The following is a 20,081-nucleotide window of genomic DNA, read 5'->3' as shown; positions in this document are numbered from 1 at the left end:
GACAGCACCGTCGTTCCCGCAACGACGGTGCTGTCTGCGTTAACGGTTAGGTGGCGGACAGAACGGCCGGCGGGAAGATCGCGGTCAGCAGCGACTTGGTCCACCCGATCAGGGCGTTGTCATCCAGCGGCTCACCGTTCGGCCGTGGCATCGGCACGCTGAGCGCCCCAGTGGCCGACACGTAACGTGAGCCAGGATACATTCGCTGCAACCGAATTTGAATGGAGTCGGCCAGATCGGCCGGAGCAACCCGCAGGTTCGACCCCATGGCGACGACCTCGCTGAGGTTCGCCTGCTGCGCCTGCCAGCGCAGCCGCGACACGGCCACGAGGTTCTGAACCGGCACCGGCGGTTCGCCGTAACGGTCGGTGAGTTCCTCGACCACGAGGTCGATCTGGTCGTCGGCCGCCGTCGGCGAGCTCGCGCTGGACAGCTTCTGGTACGCCTCGAGACGCAGCCGCTCGCTGTCGACGAAGTCGTGCGGAATGTGCGCGTCCACCGGCAGCTCGAGCCGCAGTTCGGTCTGCCCCTCGGCGACCTCGCCGCGGAACGTCGACACGGCCTCACCGATCATGCGCAGGTACAGGTCGAAGCCGACGCCCGCGATGTGCCCGGCCTGTTCGCCGCCGAGCAGGTTTCCGGCGCCACGAATCTCCAGGTCCTTCAGCGCTACCTGCATACCGGCACCGAGTTCGTTGTTCGCCGCGATCGTGGCGAGCCGATCGTGCGCGGTCTCCGACAGCGGCTTGTTCTCGTCGTAGAGGAAATAGGCGTAGGCCCGCTCACGCCCACGACCGACCCGGCCGCGCAGCTGGTGCAGCTGGCTCAAGCCGAACTTGTCGGCCCGGTCGATGATGATCGTGTTCGCGTTGTTGATGTCGAGGCCGGTTTCGATGATCGTGGTGCAGACCAGAATGTCGAACTTGCGCTCCCAGAAGTCGCCGACCACCTGCTCGAGCTGAGCCTCGGGCAGCTGCCCGTGCGCGATCGCGATGCGCGCCTCCGGCACCAGTTCGGCGAGCTCCGAGGCGATGCGGTTGATGCTCGTGACCCGGTTGTGCACGAAGAAGATCTGACCTTCGCGCAGCAGTTCCCGACGGATGGCCGCAGCCACCTGCCGTTGCGAGTACGGTCCGACAAAGGTCAGGATGGGGTGCCGGTCCTCGGGCGGGGTGGCCAGGGTCGACATTTCGCGAATTCCGGTTACCGCCATCTCCAGCGACCGCGGAATGGGGGTCGCGCTCATCGCGAGAATATCCACGTTGGTCTTGAGCTTCTTCAGGGCGTCCTTGTGCTCGACACCAAAGCGCTGTTCCTCGTCGATAATGACCAGGCCGAGATCCTTGAAGATGATCGACGGCGACAGTAGCCGGTGCGTGCCGATGACGACGTCGACCGTGCCCTCGAGCATTCCGGCGATCGTCTCGCGCGACTCCTTGTCGGTCTGGAATCGGGACAGGGCGCGCAGGTGAATTGGGAACCCGGCGAAGCGCTCCTTGAACGTTTCCATGTGCTGGCTGACCAGCAGCGTGGTCGGAACCAGCATGGCCACCTGCTTGCCGTCCTGCACGGCCTTGAATGCGGCACGAATGGCCACCTCGGTTTTGCCGAAACCGACGTCGCCACTGAGCAGCCGGTCCATCGGAATCGGCCGTTCCATATCGGCTTTGACCTCGTCGATCGTCGTCAGCTGGTCGGGGGTCTCCACGAATGGGAAGGCTTCTTCGAGCTCGCGCTGCCAGGGGGTGTCCGGCCCGAAGGCGTGACCCTTGCTCGCCATCCGCGCCGAATACAGCTTGACCAGCTCGACGGCAATGTCGCGCACCGCCTTGCGCGCCTTGGTCTTTGCGCTCGACCAGTCGCTGCCGCCCATCTTGCTCAGGGTCGGCGCCTCCCCGCCGACATACCGGGTGACCAGGTCGAGCTGGTCGGTCGGCACATACAGCCGGTCGCCGGCGTGGCCGCGCTTGGACGCCGCATATTCCAGCACCAGATATTCGCGGGTGGTCTTGACCGGGTTGCGCCCGCCGCTCGACACCTCGCGCTGGGTCAGTTCGAGAAAACGACCGATGCCGTGCGTCTGGTGCACGACGTGGTCACCGGCGACCAGCTGCAACGGGTCGACGACATTCTTGCGGCGGCTCGCGAGCTTCTTGATCTGCCTGGCCGAGTAGCCGACGGTGCGCCCGTAAAATTCGCTCTCGCTGATCAGGGTGAGTTTGCTGGTCGGGAGCTCAAAACCATGATCGACGGATGCCTTCAACAGGTAAGCGATACCGGCCTCCGGTTCCAGCGGCCACACGTCTACGACGCGCACCGGAAGTTCGCGCTCGGCCAAAACCTGCGCGGCCCGCTCGACCAGCCCCGCCCCCTGGGCGACGATACCGACGACCCAGCCGTCGTGCAGCCGGGAGGCGACATGACCCACGGCCCCGTCGACGCTGCCGGCGAAGGTGGGGACGGCATCCGCTTCGATGCGGATGGTGAGCAGTTCGTCCATTTCGAGGTGTTCGGGCAGAACCGCCTCGTCGGTCGGCGCCGCCTGGAACGTGCTCAGGGTCCACCAGTGGTGGCCGGACGCCGGTGCACCGGGAGCCGAATATTTGACGCTGTCGCGCAGGCGGCCGAGAGTGAGAAAGTCGCCGGATTCGAGGTCGATCGGCGCGTCGGCACCGGCCGTGGCAGCGCTCCAGGCGGCACCGAGAAACTCCCGGTTGGTCTCGGCGAGGCTGATCGCGCGGCTTGCGACGCGCTCCGGCGAGATCACGGCGACGGCAGCGTTGCTCGGCAGGTAGTGCGTGACCGGCACCAGCCGGTCGACCAGGGCGGGGGCGAGGCTTTCCATGCCCTCGACCGGGATGCCCTCGGCGATCTTGGCGAGCAGACCGGACAGGCTCGGAAATTCGTGCTGCATTTCCTGGGCGCGCTGCCGCACGGCAGGGCTGAGTAGGAGTTCCCGGCTCGGCGGCAGGCTGACGGATGCGACCGGTTCGGGCAAGGACCGTTGGTCGGCGACGCTGAACAGGCGAATCTGCTCGACCTCGTCGCCGAAGAATTCCACCCGGTAGGGGTGCGAGGCGACCGGCGGAAAGACGTCGAGAATACCGCCGCGCACGGCGAACTCGCCGCGCCGGGTGACCATGTCGACGCGGGCGTAGGCCACATTGACCAGCTGCAGCACGATCGCCGAGAGGTCGTGCCCGCGGGCTCCGACCGTCAGTTCGATCGGTTCGTAGTCGGTGAGGTTGTCGGCGACCGGCTGCAGGGCGGCTCGCACCGAGGCGACGACGATAAGCGGATGCCGCTCGCGCGCGTCCTGCTCCTGCCACTCGCGCATCCGCCGCAGGGCGTGCAGGCGCTTGCCGACGATCTCGGCGCTCGGGCTCAGGCGTTCGTGCGGGAGGGTTTCCCAGGCTGGAAAGTCGATGATCTCCGCGCTCGTGGCGAAGCAGCCGAGGTTCTCGCGCAGCGCCTCGGACTCGCGGCCGGTCGCGGTGATGACGAACAGCGCCTGAGCATCATCGCGGCGCAGGTCGAGCAGCGCGGCGAGCAGCGGGGCACGTATGCCCTCGGTCAGACTGAAATCAGCATCCCGGCTGGCATAGGCGAGGGCGTTGTCGAACGTGGAGGCGCGCGCGAGCGCTGCGATTAAGCCCTGAAGGATCACTGAACGAGTCTACCTACGCGGGCGAGTGGAACTTCTGTTGGGCCGCCACGACGCCGTCGGTGGCGATCAATTCGATCGCGTCGGCGGCATCCGCTATTAAAACGGGCAGAATGCTGCGCTCGGCGGCTGCGAAGTCGTGCAACACGAAGTCGGCCGCGTTCTGACGGCCCGGCGGCCGGCCGATGCCCATGCGGATGCGAATGAACTCGTTGCTTCCGGTGGCCGCAATAATGTCGCGCAGGCCGTTGTGGCCGCCGTGACCGCCGCCAACCTTGATCTTGAGGGTGTCGAAGGGCAGGTCCAGGTCATCGTGCACGACGATGAGGCGGGAAATGGGCAGCGAGTAGAAGCTCAGCAGCGCGGCGACCGGGCTGCCGGAGACGTTCATAAACGTGGTTGGCTTGGCCAGCACCAGCTTGGGTGCGCCGGGAGCCAGTCGCCCCTCGGCGACCAGGGCGGCGGTTTTGTGACGCTTGAAATTCGCGGGCAGACGATTGGCGAGTTGCCCTGTGACCATCTGCCCGACGTTGTGGCGGTTGCCAGCGTAGTCGGGCCCGGGGTTACCGAGCCCGACTACGAGCCACAGGTTCGTATCCAGGGGAATCCTCCGCCTAAGTGTTGGAAAACCCCGCGAGAACCGAGTGAAGATAATTGTTACGCGGCGGGCGGCGTGGCGGCCGGGGTGCCAGCAGTGATGACCTCGGTCTCCTCGGACTCGTCCTCGCCACGCGGCGTGTGGACGTAGATGACCAGGGTCTCGGGGTCGGACACGAGCACGGCGCCAGCGGGCAGCGTGACGTCCTTGGCGTGCAGCTGCGCGCCGTCTTCGAGGCCCTCGATCGACAACTGGAGGTTCTCGGGGATGTCGGTGGCTTCAACCTCAAGCAGGAGCGACTTGGTGTCGAAGTCGGCCATGGTGCCGGGGAACGATTCGCCGGTGGTGTGTACGGGGACCTCAACCTGGACCTTTTCACCCTTGCGGACGACGATGAGGTCAATGTGCTCAATGATGGCCTTGACCGGGTCCTTCTGCACGTCCTTGACCAGCACAAGCTGCTTCTCGCCAGCGAGATCGAGCTCAAGAATCATGTTCTTGCGACGCAGCAGCAGACCGATGCGGTGCGAGGGCAGTGACACGTGCACCGGCTCGGTGCCGTGGCCGTAGATGACGGCCGGGATCAGGCCGAGCACGCGCAGCTTGCGGGCCGCACCCTTGCCAAAGTTTTCGCGCAGTTCAGCGACGACGGCATTTACTTCTTTTTTAGCCATGGTGTTACTCCTAGCGGGTATAAGACCCAGATCGTGGTCGTCGGGCCGAGGCCCGAAGATGGGGGTACTGATTCAACTCGAACGCATGTCAGCGTGAGGAAAAGCCCAAGGTCTCGTCCGCCGCGTCGATCACGGATGCCGTCAGCCCGGTTGCCCGGGTGACGATATCCCTCGCCGAAGTTCGAATTACGATTCTACACAGTTCTGCGGAGGCCCGCATGGTCAGAGTCAGACAGGGCGCCGTGAGGAGTTCTGCCGAACCGGGAACTCAGATGTGCGACGATCTCGAACACGATCTGCGCGGGCGCCGGACTGATCGAAACTTTGAGATGCTCTTCATCGTCACCGGGTGCTTCAAGCGCGTCAAACTGCGAGCCCAGCAGGCTTGCGGGCATGAATTCGTGTTTTCGGTCTGAAATGCGCTCGGCGATCTCATCCTGCCTGCCGGCAAGGTAGACGAAGAACACGGAGGGGATAACCTCACGTAAGACGTCACGGTGTGCACGCTTGAGGGCAGAGCAGGCGGCGACGGCAGTGCCTTGTTCTATGGCGGCGACCTGCAGATGCTCAGCCACGGTGCGCAACCAGGGACGTCGATGCTCGTCGTCAAGCGGGAGGCCTTGCCGCATCCGATCTTTGTTCTCCGTTGGGTGGAGGTCGTCGGCTTCAACAAACGGAACATGGAGTTCAATCGCCAGCATTCTGGCGATCGTCGACTTCCCCGAACCGGATACGCCCATGACGGCAATTGGCGGGCAGGCCGCAAAGTCCCTGTTCATAAAGCAACTCCGCTCGACGGGATTACAAATTCGATACGAGGGACGGACGACGCAAGATCCATTTTTCTCTGCACCGATAAGCTCCTGCGCCTAGCGGTGCCGGGGTAGGTCATGCTGTCACCAATCGTGGACGGTTCCGTCAGCGAGGCGATTGTACGGCAGGTAAGCCTGTTGATAGGGGTATTTTCCTGCCTCATCAACGTTGAGCTCGACACCGATTCCTGGCTTGTCACCGGGATGGAGCATGCCGTCAACAAAGGTGTAGGACTGCTCGAATACGGCGTCGGTCTTCGGCCCGTGCTTCATGTACTCCTGAATGCCGAAGTTGTGAATCGCCATCCCCAGATGCATCGCCGCTGCCATCCCGACCGGAGAGATATCTGTCGGCCCGTGCATCCCCGACTTGATCTGATAGAGCGCTGCATAATCGAGGGTCTTCTTCAGATGGGTGATCCCTCCCATATGGGTCACGGCACCTCGCACGTAGTCAATGAGCTGTTCTCGAATGATCTGCTGATAGTCCCAGACTGTGTTGAAAATCTCGCCGATGGCTAGGGGGGTCGTTGTGTGCTGCCGTACAAGTCGCAGCGCCTCCGGGTTCTCCGCCGGCGTCACATCTTCTAACCAGAACAAGTCATACGGTTCCAGTGACTTGCCCAGTTTTGCCGCCTGGATCGGCGTCATTCGATGGTGCCCGTCATGCAACAGCGGCACCGCTGGCCCGAACTCGTTTCGAACCGCTTCGAACACCGTGGGAATGTGACGCAAGTACGATCGAGTGTCCCAATCTTCCTCGGCCGGGTACGCACTCCTCTGGGCAGGTTCGTGGTCGTATCGCACGCCCGCATTCGCCTCAACCGTCGCGTTCGAGGCGATTCCGTAGATCGATTCGAGCCCGGGCACGGCGGACTGAATTCGGATCGCCTTGTATCCTTCTTCCTGATGCTTGCGCACGCTATCGAAGAGCTCTTGGTTGTCTCGTCCTGAGGCGTGACCGTAAGTCAGCAGTCCCGATCGGCTGGCGCCACCGAGCAGTTGATACACCGGCATTCCGGCCATCTTGCCCTTGATATCCCAGAGCGCGACGTCAACGGCGGCGATCGCCGCCATCGTGATTGGCCCACGTCGCCAATAGGCACTGCGATAGAGGAATTGCCAGGTGTCTTCGATCCTCGTGGCATCCCGTCCGATCAGAAGCTGCACGACATGGTCTCGAAGGTAGCTGACCACCGCAAGCTCGCGCCCGTTCACAGTGGCATCACCGAGACCGGTTATGCCACTCTCGGTCGTCAGCTTGAGCGTGACGAAGTTTCGATCGGGGCTGGTGACGATGACTTCAGCCTGGATGATCTTCATAGTGACCTTTCTTGGGCGAATCTAAACGATGGGTACGCGAACAAGACTGGAATTGATTAGATGGTCATGGCTGAAAAGCCACCATCAACCGGCACGAGTGCCCCCGTGACAAATCCTGAAGCTCGGTGCGAGGAGAGCCACAATAGGACTCCATCAAGCTCCTGCGGCTCCCCTAGTCGCGCCATCGGGGTGTGCGAAATGATCGCCTCCAGCCGCTCCGGAGTCAGGATTGCCCGGTTCTGCTCGGCGGGAAAGAACCCCGGAACAATTGCGTTCACCCTGATGCCGTGCCCGGCCAGCTCCCTGGCTAGGTACTGGGTCAAGTTGTTTACCCCGGCCTTGGCCACCCCGTAGCCAAACACTCGACTCAGGGGCGGACCTGACGACGCCGACGAGACGTTGATGATGGACGCGCCTTCGGGCCTCGCCTGCAACAGCGGCAGGAACTCCTGACAGACGCGAAAGACCGAACCGAGGTTGACGTCGAGGAGCCGCTGCCATTCTTCGTCTTTTATATCTTCGAATGGGGTTGTGCTATTTGCTCCTGGCGCGTTGATGAGCACGTCCAGCCCCCCGCCGCGTGCGATCTTCTCCCGCGCTCTAACCACGGAATCGCGATTCGAGGCGTCCAGAACTTCGAACGATGCTGTGCCGCCAGCCTGCTCGATTGACTGCACGACAGATTCCCCTCGTTCCCGGGAACGACCAAGGACAATCACCCGGGCCCCGGCCGCCGCCAGGGTGTGCGCGAAGCGTCCCCCGAGCACTCCGGTACCACCGACGATGGCCGCGCGTTTACCGGTCAGGTCGAACAAGGAAGTCAGTTCCGATTTCATCGCAAGGCCGCCACGATGGGTGAGAGGTGACGCCCGATATGGTCTTCCAGCGCCGCCGCATACTCGTCGCCACGATCGGCGAGGAGTGATGAAAGGCGTATTGACAGCCCCGATGGCCGTCCTGCCTGCTCCTCGCGAAGCACCGCCGCGTAGCCGACGTGGAGAATCTGGCGGCTGTCGAACTGATTCAACACGTCGATCGGCCGTTCCTCGTGGCCACGAGCAGCCGGCGCTGCGCGACTCAGTTCTGCAGACACCTGATAGCTGGACCGCGCCTGCCGGTAGGCTTCCCGGCTCACGTCATACGCCTCCCAAAAGAGCGCGGGATCGAATCGAGCCGCAACCTCGAGAGCAACGAGATAGCTCGTTCCGGAGGTCTTGAGGTGCATCACACCCTTGGTGGCCTCTGCAGCGGCGCGATAGATGCTGAACTTGTCAGACCCCGAATGCAGACTGATCTTGTACCCACCGAAATGCTCCGCGATGCGGGCGTGGTGCGCAAGCGATCCCGCAAGTTCGGTTACATCGCCGATGTACTCAACGCCCTTCTCGAAGTCACCGATATACCGCGGCGCGAAGCCGACCCACTCAACGCCCAACCTCTTCAGTTCCGTTGCCAAGTAGACGTGCTCGATCAGGGTCGTCGCCTCATCGGTTTCGTCGACCGAAATCTCCACCTCAGTGTCGTAATTTGCGGTGGCAACAAGGTGGCGATACATGGCCACCGTGTGAACAACGGCGCGTGCGTACTTCGCAGCCGCCCGCCGTATCCCGGCGTCATGGGCAACCAAGGCAATCTGATCGAGATCCAGTACAAGTCCGCGATATCGATTGAGCATGGCGCCGATGGTGTCCTCAAGATCGCCCCAGGGGAGCGCCTCCAGCGTTTCGTCGGTCACGCCATCAGCGACGGCCACGACGTGCTCTCCGGGATCAAGCGTGAATGTTGTGAAGCCCGCTTCGAGGGCGCGGTCGATCTCAGCGATAGTCTTGAGGTGATCGGCGTCGGCGCCGAAGATTCCTGTCCACCCGGCTTCGATGCATCCGAAGGTTGCAGCATCCATGACTTGCTGGGGCGTTCGGCCCAAGCGATCCATTTCGCGCATCGACTGCTGGGCGAAAACCGGCTCGATGCCGCGTCCATAGGCGCGAAACGCGCGAATGTGTCCCACAGTGGCCACACCCAGACGGTCCCCCGTGCCCATCGACGTGCGAAGCCCCATGGGAACCGGGCGCAGAGAGGGCATGAGTGCCCGCGCAGCGTGGGCGTTGGCTGGGCTGAGCTGGCCCTCAAGGACGTGACCACTCAGCCCCTCCGCAGTGTTGCCCACGAATCCATGGAGCTGAGAGAGATCTCCCGATTCGACACGCAGAACACGCTCACCGTGAGCGGTCGCGACCGATAGCTTCGCTAAGGCTTCACTCATCCGTTGTCACGCTTGAGGAGTGCAGCAGAGTCACGATCGAGGAATACTCGGGCGTGCGGCTGACGCCTCAGAATGGATGCGGGACAGTCTGGCGTTACGGGCCCCTCAAGCGCAGCCCGAACCGCCGGCGCTTTGCGCGCTTCCGGCACCCCCACAAGAACCGTCCCAGACATCAGAAGCGCCGGGATCGTCAGGCTGAGTGCAGATTGAGGGGTCTCCTCCAGGGAAGGGAAATGGCCTTCCCCCAACTGCTGTTGCCGGGAGACTTCGTCCATTTTGACAATGGCAATCAGCTCATCGGTCTCGAAGAGGGCGGGCGGATCGTTGAAGGCAAGGTGTCCGTTCTCGCCGATTCCCATAACGGTAATTGACGGTTTCAACTCACGAATGAGAGCGGCGTACCGTTCCAACTCTTCCTCTGCGGGCTCGTGATCGCCTCGAACGCCCTCGAAAGCTTTCAACGGGAGTCGGCTCGCCAAATTCTCGTTCATCCAGCGCCGAAAGCTGGCTGAGTGATCTTCAGACATGCCCAGATACTCATCCATGTGAAGAACCGTGATGCGTGTCCAGTCGATGTCAGTTCGCTCGCGCACGGCACGCGCAAAGCTCAACTGCGAGTTCCCCGTCGCCAGAATCACAGCAATCTCGTCCTGGCTCGCCAGAGCTTCGCGCGCTGCCACAGCGAAGGCCTCCGCGACGGCCGCACCGAGGGAGTCATTGTCTTCGACAATAGAAACTTCCAGCGCATCGTACATCAAGTTTTCCAACATAAGTTTCTCCTAGTTCCTTGCCGCAATCCTACATTATTAAGCATACGTAAATACTTTTATATCTAATTAAACAGACTTATAAAGCCTGCTTTATTTTTTTGATCATCTTTTATGAGAACCACTCGCCGGCGAGCCCAGTTGCTTGCACCGTGAGATCCTCGTTGAACAGAACGAAGTCGGCGTGAAATCCCGGAGCGATTTGACCGACGTCCTCCAGTCGGGCCGCCCGTGCCGGAATCGAGGTAACCATCGCCAACAGGGCAGGGAGTGAGTTCTGTACCTGCACCGCGATCGGAAGCATCTCGGAGATCAAAGTGGTACTGCCTCCGAACGCGGATCTATCCATGGTGACGCCCACTCCGTCCTCAACCATGAACTCGCTCGCTCCCATGCGATAAGTACTGCCGTCCGGCATCCCCGCTCCCGGCGTCGAGTCGGAGACCAAGCACAGCCGCCCTTCTAAACACCGGATCGCGATTTTCATCAGCGTCAGCGGTAAATGTTTCCCGTCGGCGATCATCTCCACGGTGAGGTCGTCGGAGGCGAGTGTTGCCTCCAGCATTCCTGGCATCCGCCACGGCCCGACACGCACCGTGGAAGATTGACCGCTGAAGACGTGAATCACATGCGACAGACCAGCGCGCTGGCAGGCCCACAAGTCCACGTCTCTTCCGTCACTGTGGCCGGCGGCCGCAACTATGCCTTTGCCGACCAGCCGCTCTGTAAACGCAACGGCGCCGCCAAGCTCTGGTGCGTAACTAATCATGCTGATCGCATCCGAATAGCTCAGCACTCGGTCCACGGATCTGGTATTGAACTGCCGTAGCGCAGAAATATCCTGCGCCCCGCGCTGCGCCGGTGCGAAGAATGGGCCTTCTAAGTGTGTTCCCGGAACCCGCGGCAGTCCCGGCTGGGCGCGCAGTGCATCAATTGCCTCGATGCCCGCGATCATGTCATCGAGGGGCGCCGCACCCAGGGTGGGAAGAACGGTTGTCACTCCAGCTTGCAGGTATGCCGAGAGAGCAACTCTGTTCCCCTCGATATCCCCGTCGTTGAAGCCCTTTCCGCCCGCCCCGTGCGTATGGATATCGATGAGACCGGCGGTCAGGATGCCTGGTCCAAGGTCTCGCACTGAAAGATCCGACGATAGACTACCGATCGGAACGACTCCTTCAACGCGTCCTTCCCTCACAACCACCGCGTGACCGGAAACCACGGCATCATTGGTGACGATTACCGGCCCCACGATGGCTTCGCGAGCGCCCTTCATCGAGTGGTTGCCACTCGGGTTCTCAACACGACCCCTGGCACTCATGCGGAATACACAATCTGCCCGGCGGCGACAGTGTTCGTGATCGTGATCTCAGCAGCGCCCTCCGGCCGAAAGAAGGTGATGAGATCTGCCGGCCCACCCGCGAGCAGTTGCCCGATCCCGGACGGATCCAGGCCGAAGAGCTCGGCCGGATGCAGGGTCACACAGTCTATGGCTTCGCCGAGTGGCAGGATTCCTGAATTGATGACATTCCGCAGGCCGTCCAGCAGCGTTGACGCCGAGCCCGACAGAGTGTCAGCGTTAGATTCGAGATGCAGCCGCCCGTTTTCCTGAAGAACCACGGTTGTCCCGTGATGCGCCTCATAACGGCCTGCAGGCATCAGAGCGAGGTACGAGGAATCGCTGGTGAAGATTGTCTTGTGCCCCTTCGCTCGGGTCATGACCTTGAGAGTCTCAGGCGGAAGGTGGAATCCATCGGCGATCAGACCCGCCCATTGTCGGTCGTCAGCGAGCTGAGCCCAGATGTAGTTCGGGTGACGTTTAATCATCGCGTGGGACCCATTGCCGAGGTGAGTGGCCATGCGTGCGCCGGCGTCAATCGCAGCGGTGATGATAGTCGGCGATGCGGCACTGTGCCCGATTGACGCAACAATACCCGCCTCGGTCAGGCGCTCAATGAAGTCGATCGCTCCTGGTAGTTCCGGGGCGAGTGTGACCTTGCTGATTCGACCACGAGCCGCTTCTTGCCAGCGCTCGAATTCTCGCCAGTCAGGATTTCGTACCCATGCAGGATTGTGAGCCCCACGCGGCCCGTCCTCCGGCGAAATGAACGGTCCTTCAACGTGGAGGCCCAGCACGGCGTAGTCCACCGCAGGGTCACTTTCGCAGGCACTGGCAACCGCAGCGATGCTTGTCAGCATACGTTCCGCTGGAGCAGTGACGACGGTCGGGCAAAAACGCACGACTCCGGAACCGTGCAGTGCATCGATTGCGGCACGCATGCTTTCGATCGACACCGGAGCCCCGTTGAAATTGTGCCCGGCGATACCGTTCACCTGTACGTCAATCAACGCAGGTGCAATCCAGTTGTCCACAACGGCCGATGACGGTGCCATGCCCGTGACCAGGCCCCCTTCGACGGAGATTTCGACAACGGCACCAGTCTTCCAGTGTTTTCCGATCCAAGTGGTCGACGACATGCTCCCTCTTCCTGTGCGGTGCTGCGGCGATTGGCAGTAGGTGGGGGCTCCGCGATTGGATCGCGAAGCCCCCAGACGTCTTACAGCGGGTTCTTGTCCGCTCCATCGATCATGGCTTCCAGACCGTCGACAAAGGTATTGAGATCCATCGCCCCGGTCAGGTACTCCTGCAACATCTGCTTGCCATCGACCTGGATTCGCGCAAGGTCGCGGTACATCGGAGCTGCCACTGAAATCTTGACGAGGTCATAGACGGTGTCACGCCACGGTGCATCGAGTGCGTCGAAGTGCTCTGTCAACACGGGAAGCTTGCCCCACTGGTCGCCAACTCCGACCTGCAGATCTGACATCATCGCGTCCTTGATGAACTGCAGTGCCAGAGCTTGATTCGTGGACGCCGTGGGAACGAGAATACCGGCGGTGAAGCCATAGGAACCATTCTCCAACGACCCCGGCATGGCAACGACCGCACCATTCTCCAAGCCGATGGTCGGCGTGGCCTCAGCGACATGAGACACCGATTGCAGGAGCATCGGCAGATTGCCGGCGTTGAAGTTGCTCCGGCCCGCGTCCTTGTTCGCGAAAGTGTCAATGGAGAACACTCCCTCGTCTGCACCCTTCTTCCAGATTTCAAAGACTTCGCGCATCTCCGGAGTGTCGAAGGTCAGGGTTTCGCCGTCGCTCTTATACAAGGTCCCGGACACGGCCTGCTGCACGGCGATCATCGTGCTCACGGCGTTCGGACCCCACTGGATGGTCATGCCAGGTCGAGTGACGGCTCCACCTTCGCGCACGGTCAATGCCGCCGCCATGTCGTAGACGTCATTCCAGTCAGTCGGATTCGGAATAGTTCCGTCAGCGTTCAGTAGCCCTGCCTCAGCAAAGAAAGTCTTGTTCGCGTTGATGTTGTACGTCTCCAACCCGATCGGGATGGAGAACTGCACATCTCCGAGGGAGGTGAATGCCAGGGTTTCACCGATGAAGCGGTCCTTTGCCGTGGAGCCCGAGAAGAAATCAGTCGTGTTGAAATCAACGATCAAATCTCTGGCGAGGAACTGAACTCCAACAGAAGCCCCGTCTGTTACGACGATGTCCTGGCTCGACTCGCCCTGGCTCCACTGCAGAGCGAAGTTCGATAGAGCCTGGTTGTCGGCATACTCAACAAGCGTGACGGTCTTTCCCGGGTTATCTGCTTCAAATGTATCAACCATCGCGCTCATGTTGAACTTGTCAATCATCCATGCCTGCGCCGCGACGGTGACATTAGTCGATTCTGCGACATCCCCATCTCCTGCGCCCTCTTGCGCTGCGCATCCGCTTAGCGTCAGTGACGCAATCGCGGCAATCGCCAGTATTTTGGTTCGCTTCATTCTGTAACACCCCTCTTGATTGAACGGACAGAGCATTCGCGTAAAAACTCAACGTGCGCAGGTCAGCCCTTGACCGCGCCCTGGGCAACTCCGGCAACGATGTGCCGCTGGAAAATGATGAAAATGACGACGGGCGGAAGCACCGCGAGCACGATGACGGCAGCGAGAACGCCGTACTGCCATACCTCGCCTTTGAGCAAGGTAAGACCTACCGACAACGGCATTGCACCGGGATCCATGGCCAGCGTCTTGGCCATCGTGTACTCGCCCCAGATTGAGTACGTCGTCATGATCACCACCAGAACCATCCCGTTGCGGGCCATTGGCAGCATGATCGTCCACCAACGCCGCATCACGCCGGCACCGTCCATGACCGCAGACTCCTCGATTTCTTGGGGAATAGCCCCAAAAGACGCGCGCATGATGAGAATGGCAAAAGGCAGTGACACTGCAACGTTTGGCAGGATAAGACCGAGGTTCGTGTCAAGCAGCCCCACGGCGTTCTCCATCAGGAACATCGGCACGAGAAAGATCACGAGGGGCACTGTGAGCGTTGCCACGATAACGAGAAGGATAAAGTTCACGCCTCTGAACGGGAGCTTGGCGAAACCATAGCCGGCGAGACTACTGAGAATGACAGTAAGAGCGACTCCGCCCACCGTAATAACAACACTGTTGGTGAAGTATCCGACGAAACCACCGCTGAGAGCTGCGGCATAGTTTTCGAGTGTCCAGTTGAGGGGCAAGATGCTCTGCGGCACGAGAAATATCTCATCGGCTGCTTTGAATGAATTGAGGAATATATATATCAGTGGCGCCAGGAATAACACAGCGAGGGCGATGAGGACGCCATTAATCCAGACACGGTTCAGCCGGTCGAGGGAAAAGGGAGATGATTTCATCGCGCATTACTCGTTTCGCTAAACATCTTTGTCCGCCTTGATTCTCGATACAGCAAAATTCACGACGACCAGTACCAAGATGATCGCGCCGAGGATGTAAGCCATCGCTGACGCGTAGCCCATGTCGAAGTAGGTGAAAGCGGTGAGGTAGACCTGCTGATACAACACGAGGGTGCTCGTGCCCGGCCCCCCGTCCGTCATCACCATCGGCTCTACGAAAACTTTCAGAGCATGGATGATCGTCCACGTGCCCGTCAAGACGTATGTCTCGCGCAGACTGGGAAGAATGATGTGGAGCACTTTCTTGAAGCCCGCAGCGCCGTCCATCTCGGCGGCTTCGAGAGTCTCAGTGGAGATCCCCTGCAACCCAGCGAGGAAGAGAATCGTCACAAATCCGATACTGGCCCAGGATGCGAGGATCACGATCGCGATCATTGCGATGGTGCCGTTCGCGAGCCACGGTTGATTCAAAGCGTGCCAGCCGAGAACATCGCCTACGACATGGCTGAGCAGTCCGTAGTTTGGCTGGAGAATCCAAAGAAAAATCAACGCTGCCAACGACAACGGCACGACGATGGGAACGAAGATCGCGCTTCGATAGAAACTATTGAATCTCAGTTTCTGGAACAGCAACAGGGCGATGCACAGCGATGACAGCATCACGATGACAAAGAAGCTGATTCCGAATACAAACGTATTCGTCAAAGCCGTAACAAATTTGTCGTCTTGGAAGGCGGCTACATAGTTGTCGATGCCGATAAAAGTCGGTGCTTCGTCGTAGACAAAATTGTATTCCGTAAGACTCATGTATCCCGAAGACACGATCGGGTACAGCATGAACACGAAAATAAAGAGAAACGCCGGGAGAATGAAGAAAAACCCGGTCGGCACACGCCGACGAGATCGGCGTGCAGTCGTTAGCGACGGGGCTTTCTGCCTCACAACTTCGCTAATGATCGGGGAAGTAACGGTCACCTGCGCCCACTCGCGCGCCGCTGCCCCGCAACGAGGAATGAAGCTGTTTGTCGGGGTCTCGGCATGTCTCATCCCTTGGTCGAAGTCAATCGCGTGGTCGATCAGAGGTCAGATCGAAAGCCCTGACCTCTTCAACAGACCCTATTACGAAAGAACATACTTATGCAAGAGATTTTCGACAACAATATTATCTTTAGATATGTGGTTCCGTGGCTATGAAATCCCCTGTTTGAACCGGTGACTCCCATATCTTGGCCATTTCGTCCATAGTCCGCTTCATAATCGCGAACATCGCCCCTTGCGCCGCCTCGGGAGCACCCCTCTGAATCGCCGAGGCCACATCGACGTGGAGCTGCAGGGCCTCGGCATGGGGGCTGTTCGGCATCAACCCGTAGTGGGTGCGCCCAGCCAGCACTTCGCCGACCACGGAGCTGAGCTTGGCGAACATCTCGTTACCTGAACTCGCCAGAACAAGCGCATGGAATCGCGTGTCAAGGTCAAGGAAAAGCTCACCATCTCCCCCCTCCCCCGCTGCCCATAGTTGGCCGGCGAGTCCCATGAGGTCGCTGGCATTTGTGAGCGGGGAACGAATCGCCGCCAACCGAGCGGCCTCCGGTTCAATGGCAACTCGCAGCTCCGTGAGGGAACGCAGCTGCGTCACTCTGGTGCGAGAGGCCAAGCGCCATCGGATTACCTGTGGGTCGAAAAGGTTCCAGTCGCTGGGCGGGCAGACACGCACCCCGACCCGCCGACGGGAGGCGACCAGGCCCATGGATTCGAGCACGCGAACCGCTTCGCGAACGACCGATCGAGAGGCCTTGTACTCGCGTTCCATTTCCTCGATCTTCATGACAGTCCCAGCGGGAACCTCCTGCCCGCAAACCCATAGTCCCAAGGCATCGACAACTCGTGCATGCAGTCCGGAGGTTACGGTCTCGCTAGCATCAACCCGCTCGTCGTTCCTGTCTTCACTCATGACCGAATGATATCCTGTAGAGGTGTTTCGTTGGCGATAGATATGCTTCTGCTCGCGGAGCACTGGTGCAACAATCACGTTTGGCTTCTGTGGAGGCTCGGGCGACGCGCCATCGCATGTCGTGACGCTGTTCGACGGACAGCCGCGCGAGACCAAACGCAGAGCACAGCACTCCCCTCTTCTGAAACGTTCGAAGGAATGATGCGATTGAAGAAGAAGACTCCCTCAGCACCAACGCCCAGTGCACAATTGGGTCGCGACCAGCACGGACTGCTCGAACTGACGGTTGAGGCTTTAGGCGCGTGCGCAACAATTTACCTCCACGGTGCACACGTGACCTCGTGGAAGCCATCAGCGGCCGCCCCCGACGTACTTTGGATGAGCGAGACCACCAGCTTCGATGGCATCACACCGCTGCGCGGCGGAATACCGGTTTGTTTCCCGTGGTTCGGCACGCCATCTGAGGACACATTCGCTCCTCAACACGGGTTTGCCCGGCAGTCAGCGTGGGATTACTTGGGGAGCAACCTCAGCAGCGAATCCGTGACCGCGGTGTTTCAGTTGGCCAGCCGAGCTGACGATCGTTCATCGCATTGGCCGCACAGTTTCACGGCCACCTACTCCGTGACCGTTGGCCGGGAACTGCAGCTCAGCCTGAAGGTCACAAACACAGGGCTGCAGGCCTTCAGCTTCGAGGAGATGCTGCACACCTACTTCGCGATCAGGGACTTGCGGGCAGTGAGCTTTCACGGGTTGGAGGGTGCACCCTTCATCTCGGCGGCCCCAGCCGACCTGCGCCGGTCTGGGCCCACGATCGTCGGCGATGAGATATCCAGGGTTTATCAGGGATTGACCGACCCGGTCACGATAAGCGATGCGGGCAGGAACACTCGCATCACGTCGAATGGTTTGAGTTCTGTACTGTGGAATCCCGGAGCAAGAATCGCCCGCGAGTTTGATGACTTCCAGGATGACGGCTGGAAGAAGATGGTTTGCTTCGAATCAGGGAATATTCGTGAGAGCACTCAGACGCTCGGCCCGGGCGCCAGCCACGTGCTCAACGTTACGATCAGCGTGGACCGCTGAACCGGCCCACTTCAGGGCGCATTCCTTCAACGAGATGAGTTCCATCTGGGAGGGAAAACCGGCCGAGTGAGCCTCCCGCCAGATCCCCACTGACCCGTGAATGCGGGGTGAAGCAGCCTCGTGGGATAACCTTGACAGTGGCCTGTTCAATACAGTCCCAAAGGAGAAAACGTGTCAGAGTCCCGTGCAGCGCAGGCAAATATTGGTGTCGTCGGACTGGCGGTGATGGGCTCGAACCTCGCCCGTAACCTCGCCGGCCGCGAGGGAAACACGGTCGCCGTGTACAACCGCTCCCCTGAGCGAACCCGCCTACTCACGACCGAACACCCGGAAGCGAACTTCGTCGCCTCCGAGAACATCGCCGACTTCGTCGCCTCGCTCACCAAGCCGCGCACCGCAATCATCATGGTGCAGGCCGGTAAGGGAACCGACGCCGTCATTACCCAGCTCTCCGAGCTGTTCGAACCCGGCGACATCATCGTCGACGGCGGCAACGCCGAATTCACCGACACCATCCGTCGCGAGAAGGAGCAGAGCGCCAAGGGCATCAACTTCGTCGGCGCCGGCATCTCCGGTGGCGAAGAGGGCGCTCTCAACGGCCCGAGCATCATGCCCGGCGGTTCCGTCGAGGCGTACAAAACCCTCGGCCCGATCCTCGAATCCATTGCCGCCGTCGTCGACGGTGTGCCCTGCGTCACCCACATCGGCACCGACGGTGCCGGTCACTTCGTCAAGATGATCCACAACGGCATCGAATATGCCGACATGCAGCTCATCGCCGAGGCTTACGACCTGCTCCGCAAGGTCGGCGGGCACTCCCCCGAAGCCATCGCCGACGTCTTCACCGATTGGAACGACGGGGAGCTCAACAGCTACCTCATCGAAATCACCGCCGAGATTCTGCGTCAGGTTGACGCCAAGACCGGAGCCCCGTTCATCGACGTCGTTCTCGACGAGGCCGGCTCGAAGGGAACGGGCGTCTGGACCGTGCAGAACTCGCTCGACCTCGGCGTTCCCGTCGGCGGAATCGCCGAAGCCGTCTTCGCTCGCGCCGTGTCCAGCCACCCGGAACAGCGCGGCCCCGTGCGCGCCACCCTCACGGCTCGCCCCGAGATCGCCGTGGTCGGTCACACCTTTCAGGAAGACGTGCGCCAGGCGCTCTACGCCTCGAAGATTGTTGCCTACGCGCAGGGTTTCGACGCGATCATCGCCGGAGCCAAGAAGTACGGCTGGAACATCGACAAAGGCGCCATCGCCACCATCTGGCGCGGCGGTTGCATCATTCGGGCCCAGTTCCTCAACCGCATCGTCGATGCCTACAACAACGACCCGTCCATCCCGAGCCTGCTCGTCGACCCGTACTTCGCCGAGGCCATTGCCTCCGGTGAAGCCGCGTGGCGCCGCGTCGTCTCGACCGCCGCACTGTCGGGCATCCCGGTTCCCGGTTTCGGTTCGAGCCTGAGCTACTTCGACTCGCTCGCGAGCGAACGCCTTCCGGCCGCGCTCGTGCAGGGACAGCGCGACTTCTTCGGCGCGCACACCTACCACCGCGTAGACATGCCCGGCACCTTCCACACGCTGTGGTCGGGCGACCGCAGCGAGATCGCCACGGAAGCGTCGACTCACTAGGCCCGCAGTTCTGCCGGCCGGCAGCATCCACTTATATAACGGATGCTGCCGGCCGTTTTGTCTACCCGGGTCGCTTCACACCCACGTCTGGAATACTTGGACTCCCCATGACTGACAACCACCCCGAGCTCTCCGGTTACGAGCCGAACGACAACTACCGTCCGCTGCGCGGCAAGCACTTCACCGCAATTTTGCGGGTCGCTGTCGTGCTCGGGCTCATTGCCCTGGTGGTGCCGGGCGTGCTCACGACCATGCGGGTCGCCTCCGACACCGCGGCCAACGCCTGCGTGGCCGCGGTGGCCCAGTACTATCCCTTCGCCGTCGACTTCGATGCCCGCTTCGACCTGACCGGACCCGGCGGATTCGGCTGGCAGTGTTATGCGATCGACCAGAACGAGCGCGACACTTTCGTCACGCCGCTCGGCATCATCCCCGCCGCGCCGCGCCAGCTGGCCCCCGCCACCCGCACCTAGCTGCGCTGCGCAGGACTTGCGCCAGTGCGCGGGAGTTCGGCCTCCCGCGCAGCGGCGGAACTCCCGCGCTGGGTGAAACGGATGCCTGCTGCAG

Annotated in this window: 17 protein-coding genes; 3 read left to right on the top strand and 14 right to left on the bottom strand. The window is 61.1% G+C overall.

The genetic code is table 11. The features are described 5' to 3' along the window. Positions 1–46 precede the first annotated feature (46 nt). The 14 genes from mfd to E3O11_RS17230 form a co-directional block, all read right to left on the bottom strand. Positions 47–3,667, bottom strand: a complete 3,621-nt coding sequence (gene mfd / locus E3O11_RS17295) for a transcription-repair coupling factor (RefSeq protein ID WP_092451659.1) — start codon at positions 3,665–3,667, stop codon at positions 47–49. 13 nt (positions 3,668–3,680) lie between these two features. Then, positions 3,681–4,265: an aminoacyl-tRNA hydrolase gene (pth, locus tag E3O11_RS17290; protein WP_092451657.1), complete on the bottom strand. Its 585-nt coding sequence runs from the start codon at positions 4,263–4,265 to the stop codon at positions 3,681–3,683. A 56-nt stretch (positions 4,266–4,321) separates the two neighbouring features. Continuing rightward, positions 4,322–4,936 carry a 50S ribosomal protein L25/general stress protein Ctc gene (locus E3O11_RS17285; protein WP_092451655.1) on the bottom strand — a complete coding sequence of 205 codons (615 nt, stop codon included), beginning with the start codon at positions 4,934–4,936 and terminating at the stop codon, positions 4,322–4,324. 194 nt (positions 4,937–5,130) lie between these two features. Then, positions 5,131–5,715: a gluconokinase gene (locus E3O11_RS17280; protein WP_198415617.1), complete on the bottom strand. Its 585-nt coding sequence runs from the start codon at positions 5,713–5,715 to the stop codon at positions 5,131–5,133. 117 nt (positions 5,716–5,832) lie between these two features. After that, positions 5,833–7,071 carry a D-mannonate dehydratase ManD gene (gene manD, locus E3O11_RS17275; RefSeq protein WP_092451653.1) on the bottom strand — a complete coding sequence of 413 codons (1,239 nt, stop codon included), beginning with the start codon at positions 7,069–7,071 and terminating at the stop codon, positions 5,833–5,835. Positions 7,072–7,127: 56 nt separating this feature from the next. Further along, the gene (locus E3O11_RS17270) at positions 7,128–7,907 is read right to left on the bottom strand and encodes an SDR family oxidoreductase (RefSeq protein ID WP_092451651.1); all 780 of its coding nucleotides are present in this window, start codon (positions 7,905–7,907) and stop codon (positions 7,128–7,130) included. Beyond that, complete coding sequence (locus tag E3O11_RS17265; protein ID WP_092451649.1) at positions 7,904–9,334, bottom strand: tagaturonate epimerase family protein; 1,431 nt, start codon at positions 9,332–9,334, stop codon at positions 7,904–7,906. The genes E3O11_RS17270 and E3O11_RS17265 overlap by 4 nt, the downstream gene beginning before the upstream one ends. Continuing rightward, positions 9,331–10,104 carry a 6-phosphogluconolactonase gene (locus E3O11_RS17260; RefSeq protein ID WP_092451647.1) on the bottom strand — a complete coding sequence of 258 codons (774 nt, stop codon included), beginning with the start codon at positions 10,102–10,104 and terminating at the stop codon, positions 9,331–9,333. The genes E3O11_RS17265 and E3O11_RS17260 overlap by 4 nt, the downstream gene beginning before the upstream one ends. Positions 10,105–10,213: 109 nt before the next feature. Then, positions 10,214–11,374, bottom strand: a complete 1,161-nt coding sequence (locus tag E3O11_RS17255; protein ID WP_166787625.1) for an N-acetylglucosamine-6-phosphate deacetylase — start codon at positions 11,372–11,374, stop codon at positions 10,214–10,216. A gap of 41 nt (positions 11,375–11,415) precedes the next feature. Then, positions 11,416–12,576, bottom strand: coding sequence for an N-acetylglucosamine-6-phosphate deacetylase (locus E3O11_RS17250; protein ID WP_092451643.1), 1,161 nt, complete (start codon positions 12,574–12,576; stop codon positions 11,416–11,418). Positions 12,577–12,656: 80 nt separating this feature from the next. After that, positions 12,657–13,946 (bottom strand): ABC transporter substrate-binding protein, encoded by a 1,290-nt coding sequence (locus tag E3O11_RS17245; protein WP_166787624.1) that lies wholly within the window; start codon positions 13,944–13,946, stop codon positions 12,657–12,659. A gap of 62 nt (positions 13,947–14,008) precedes the next feature. After that, the gene (locus E3O11_RS17240; protein WP_092451639.1) at positions 14,009–14,848 is read right to left on the bottom strand and encodes a carbohydrate ABC transporter permease; all 840 of its coding nucleotides are present in this window, start codon (positions 14,846–14,848) and stop codon (positions 14,009–14,011) included. 18 nt (positions 14,849–14,866) lie between these two features. Beyond that, positions 14,867–15,895, bottom strand: coding sequence for a carbohydrate ABC transporter permease (locus E3O11_RS17235; RefSeq protein WP_092451637.1), 1,029 nt, complete (start codon positions 15,893–15,895; stop codon positions 14,867–14,869). Between the two features lie 121 nt (positions 15,896–16,016). Further along, a complete protein-coding gene (locus tag E3O11_RS17230; protein ID WP_092451635.1) occupies positions 16,017–16,799 on the bottom strand; it encodes a FadR/GntR family transcriptional regulator in 783 nt (260 codons plus the stop codon). A gap of 207 nt (positions 16,800–17,006) precedes the next feature. Between E3O11_RS17230 and E3O11_RS17225 the strand changes: the two genes are divergently transcribed. The 3 genes from E3O11_RS17225 to E3O11_RS17215 all read left to right on the top strand — a co-directional run bounded on the left by E3O11_RS17225 (position 17,007) and on the right by E3O11_RS17215 (position 19,987). Beyond that, entirely contained in the window at positions 17,007–17,885 is an 879-nt protein-coding gene (locus tag E3O11_RS17225; RefSeq protein WP_166787623.1) for a D-hexose-6-phosphate mutarotase, read from the top strand. 171 nt (positions 17,886–18,056) lie between these two features. Beyond that, on the top strand, positions 18,057–19,514 hold the full coding sequence (gndA, locus tag E3O11_RS17220; protein WP_092451633.1) for an NADP-dependent phosphogluconate dehydrogenase: 1,458 nt from the start codon (positions 18,057–18,059) through the stop codon (positions 19,512–19,514). 107 nt (positions 19,515–19,621) lie between these two features. Continuing rightward, the gene (locus tag E3O11_RS17215) at positions 19,622–19,987 is read left to right on the top strand and encodes a hypothetical protein (RefSeq protein ID WP_092451631.1); all 366 of its coding nucleotides are present in this window, start codon (positions 19,622–19,624) and stop codon (positions 19,985–19,987) included. Positions 19,988–20,081: the final 94 nt, after the last annotated feature.

It is taken from the genome of Cryobacterium levicorallinum (assembly GCF_004402405.1).
GTDB lineage: Bacteria > Actinomycetota > Actinomycetes > Actinomycetales > Microbacteriaceae > Cryobacterium > Cryobacterium levicorallinum.
The sequence above is the reverse complement of the archived record's forward strand: the minus strand, read 5'-3'. Positions and strand labels throughout refer to the sequence as shown.

What these genes read in the sequence shown, in the direction of transcription:
- E3O11_RS17270 (WP_092451651.1), bottom strand. Translation starts at nt 7,907, where the DNA reads ATGAAATCGGAACTGACTTCCTTGTTCGACCTGACCGGTAAACGCGCG.
- manD (WP_092451653.1), bottom strand. Translation starts at nt 7,071, where the DNA reads ATGAAGATCATCCAGGCTGAAGTCATCGTCACCAGCCCCGATCGAAAC.
- E3O11_RS17285 (WP_092451655.1), bottom strand. Translation starts at nt 4,936, where the DNA reads ATGGCTAAAAAAGAAGTAAATGCCGTCGTCGCTGAACTGCGCGAAAAC.
- E3O11_RS17245 (WP_166787624.1), bottom strand. Translation starts at nt 13,946, where the DNA reads ATGAAGCGAACCAAAATACTGGCGATTGCCGCGATTGCGTCACTGACG.
- E3O11_RS17215 (WP_092451631.1), top strand. Translation starts at nt 19,622, where the DNA reads ATGACTGACAACCACCCCGAGCTCTCCGGTTACGAGCCGAACGACAAC.
- E3O11_RS17250 (WP_092451643.1), bottom strand. Translation starts at nt 12,576, where the DNA reads ATGTCGTCGACCACTTGGATCGGAAAACACTGGAAGACTGGTGCCGTT.
- E3O11_RS17260 (WP_092451647.1), bottom strand. Translation starts at nt 10,104, where the DNA reads ATGTTGGAAAACTTGATGTACGATGCGCTGGAAGTTTCTATTGTCGAA.
- E3O11_RS17265 (WP_092451649.1), bottom strand. Translation starts at nt 9,334, where the DNA reads ATGAGTGAAGCCTTAGCGAAGCTATCGGTCGCGACCGCTCACGGTGAG.
- E3O11_RS17230 (WP_092451635.1), bottom strand. Translation starts at nt 16,799, where the DNA reads ATGAGTGAAGACAGGAACGACGAGCGGGTTGATGCTAGCGAGACCGTA.
- E3O11_RS17240 (WP_092451639.1), bottom strand. Translation starts at nt 14,848, where the DNA reads ATGAAATCATCTCCCTTTTCCCTCGACCGGCTGAACCGTGTCTGGATT.
- E3O11_RS17255 (WP_166787625.1), bottom strand. Translation starts at nt 11,374, where the DNA reads ATGAAGGGCGCTCGCGAAGCCATCGTGGGGCCGGTAATCGTCACCAAT.
- E3O11_RS17280 (WP_198415617.1), bottom strand. Translation starts at nt 5,715, where the DNA reads ATGAACAGGGACTTTGCGGCCTGCCCGCCAATTGCCGTCATGGGCGTA.
- E3O11_RS17235 (WP_092451637.1), bottom strand. Translation starts at nt 15,895, where the DNA reads ATGAGACATGCCGAGACCCCGACAAACAGCTTCATTCCTCGTTGCGGG.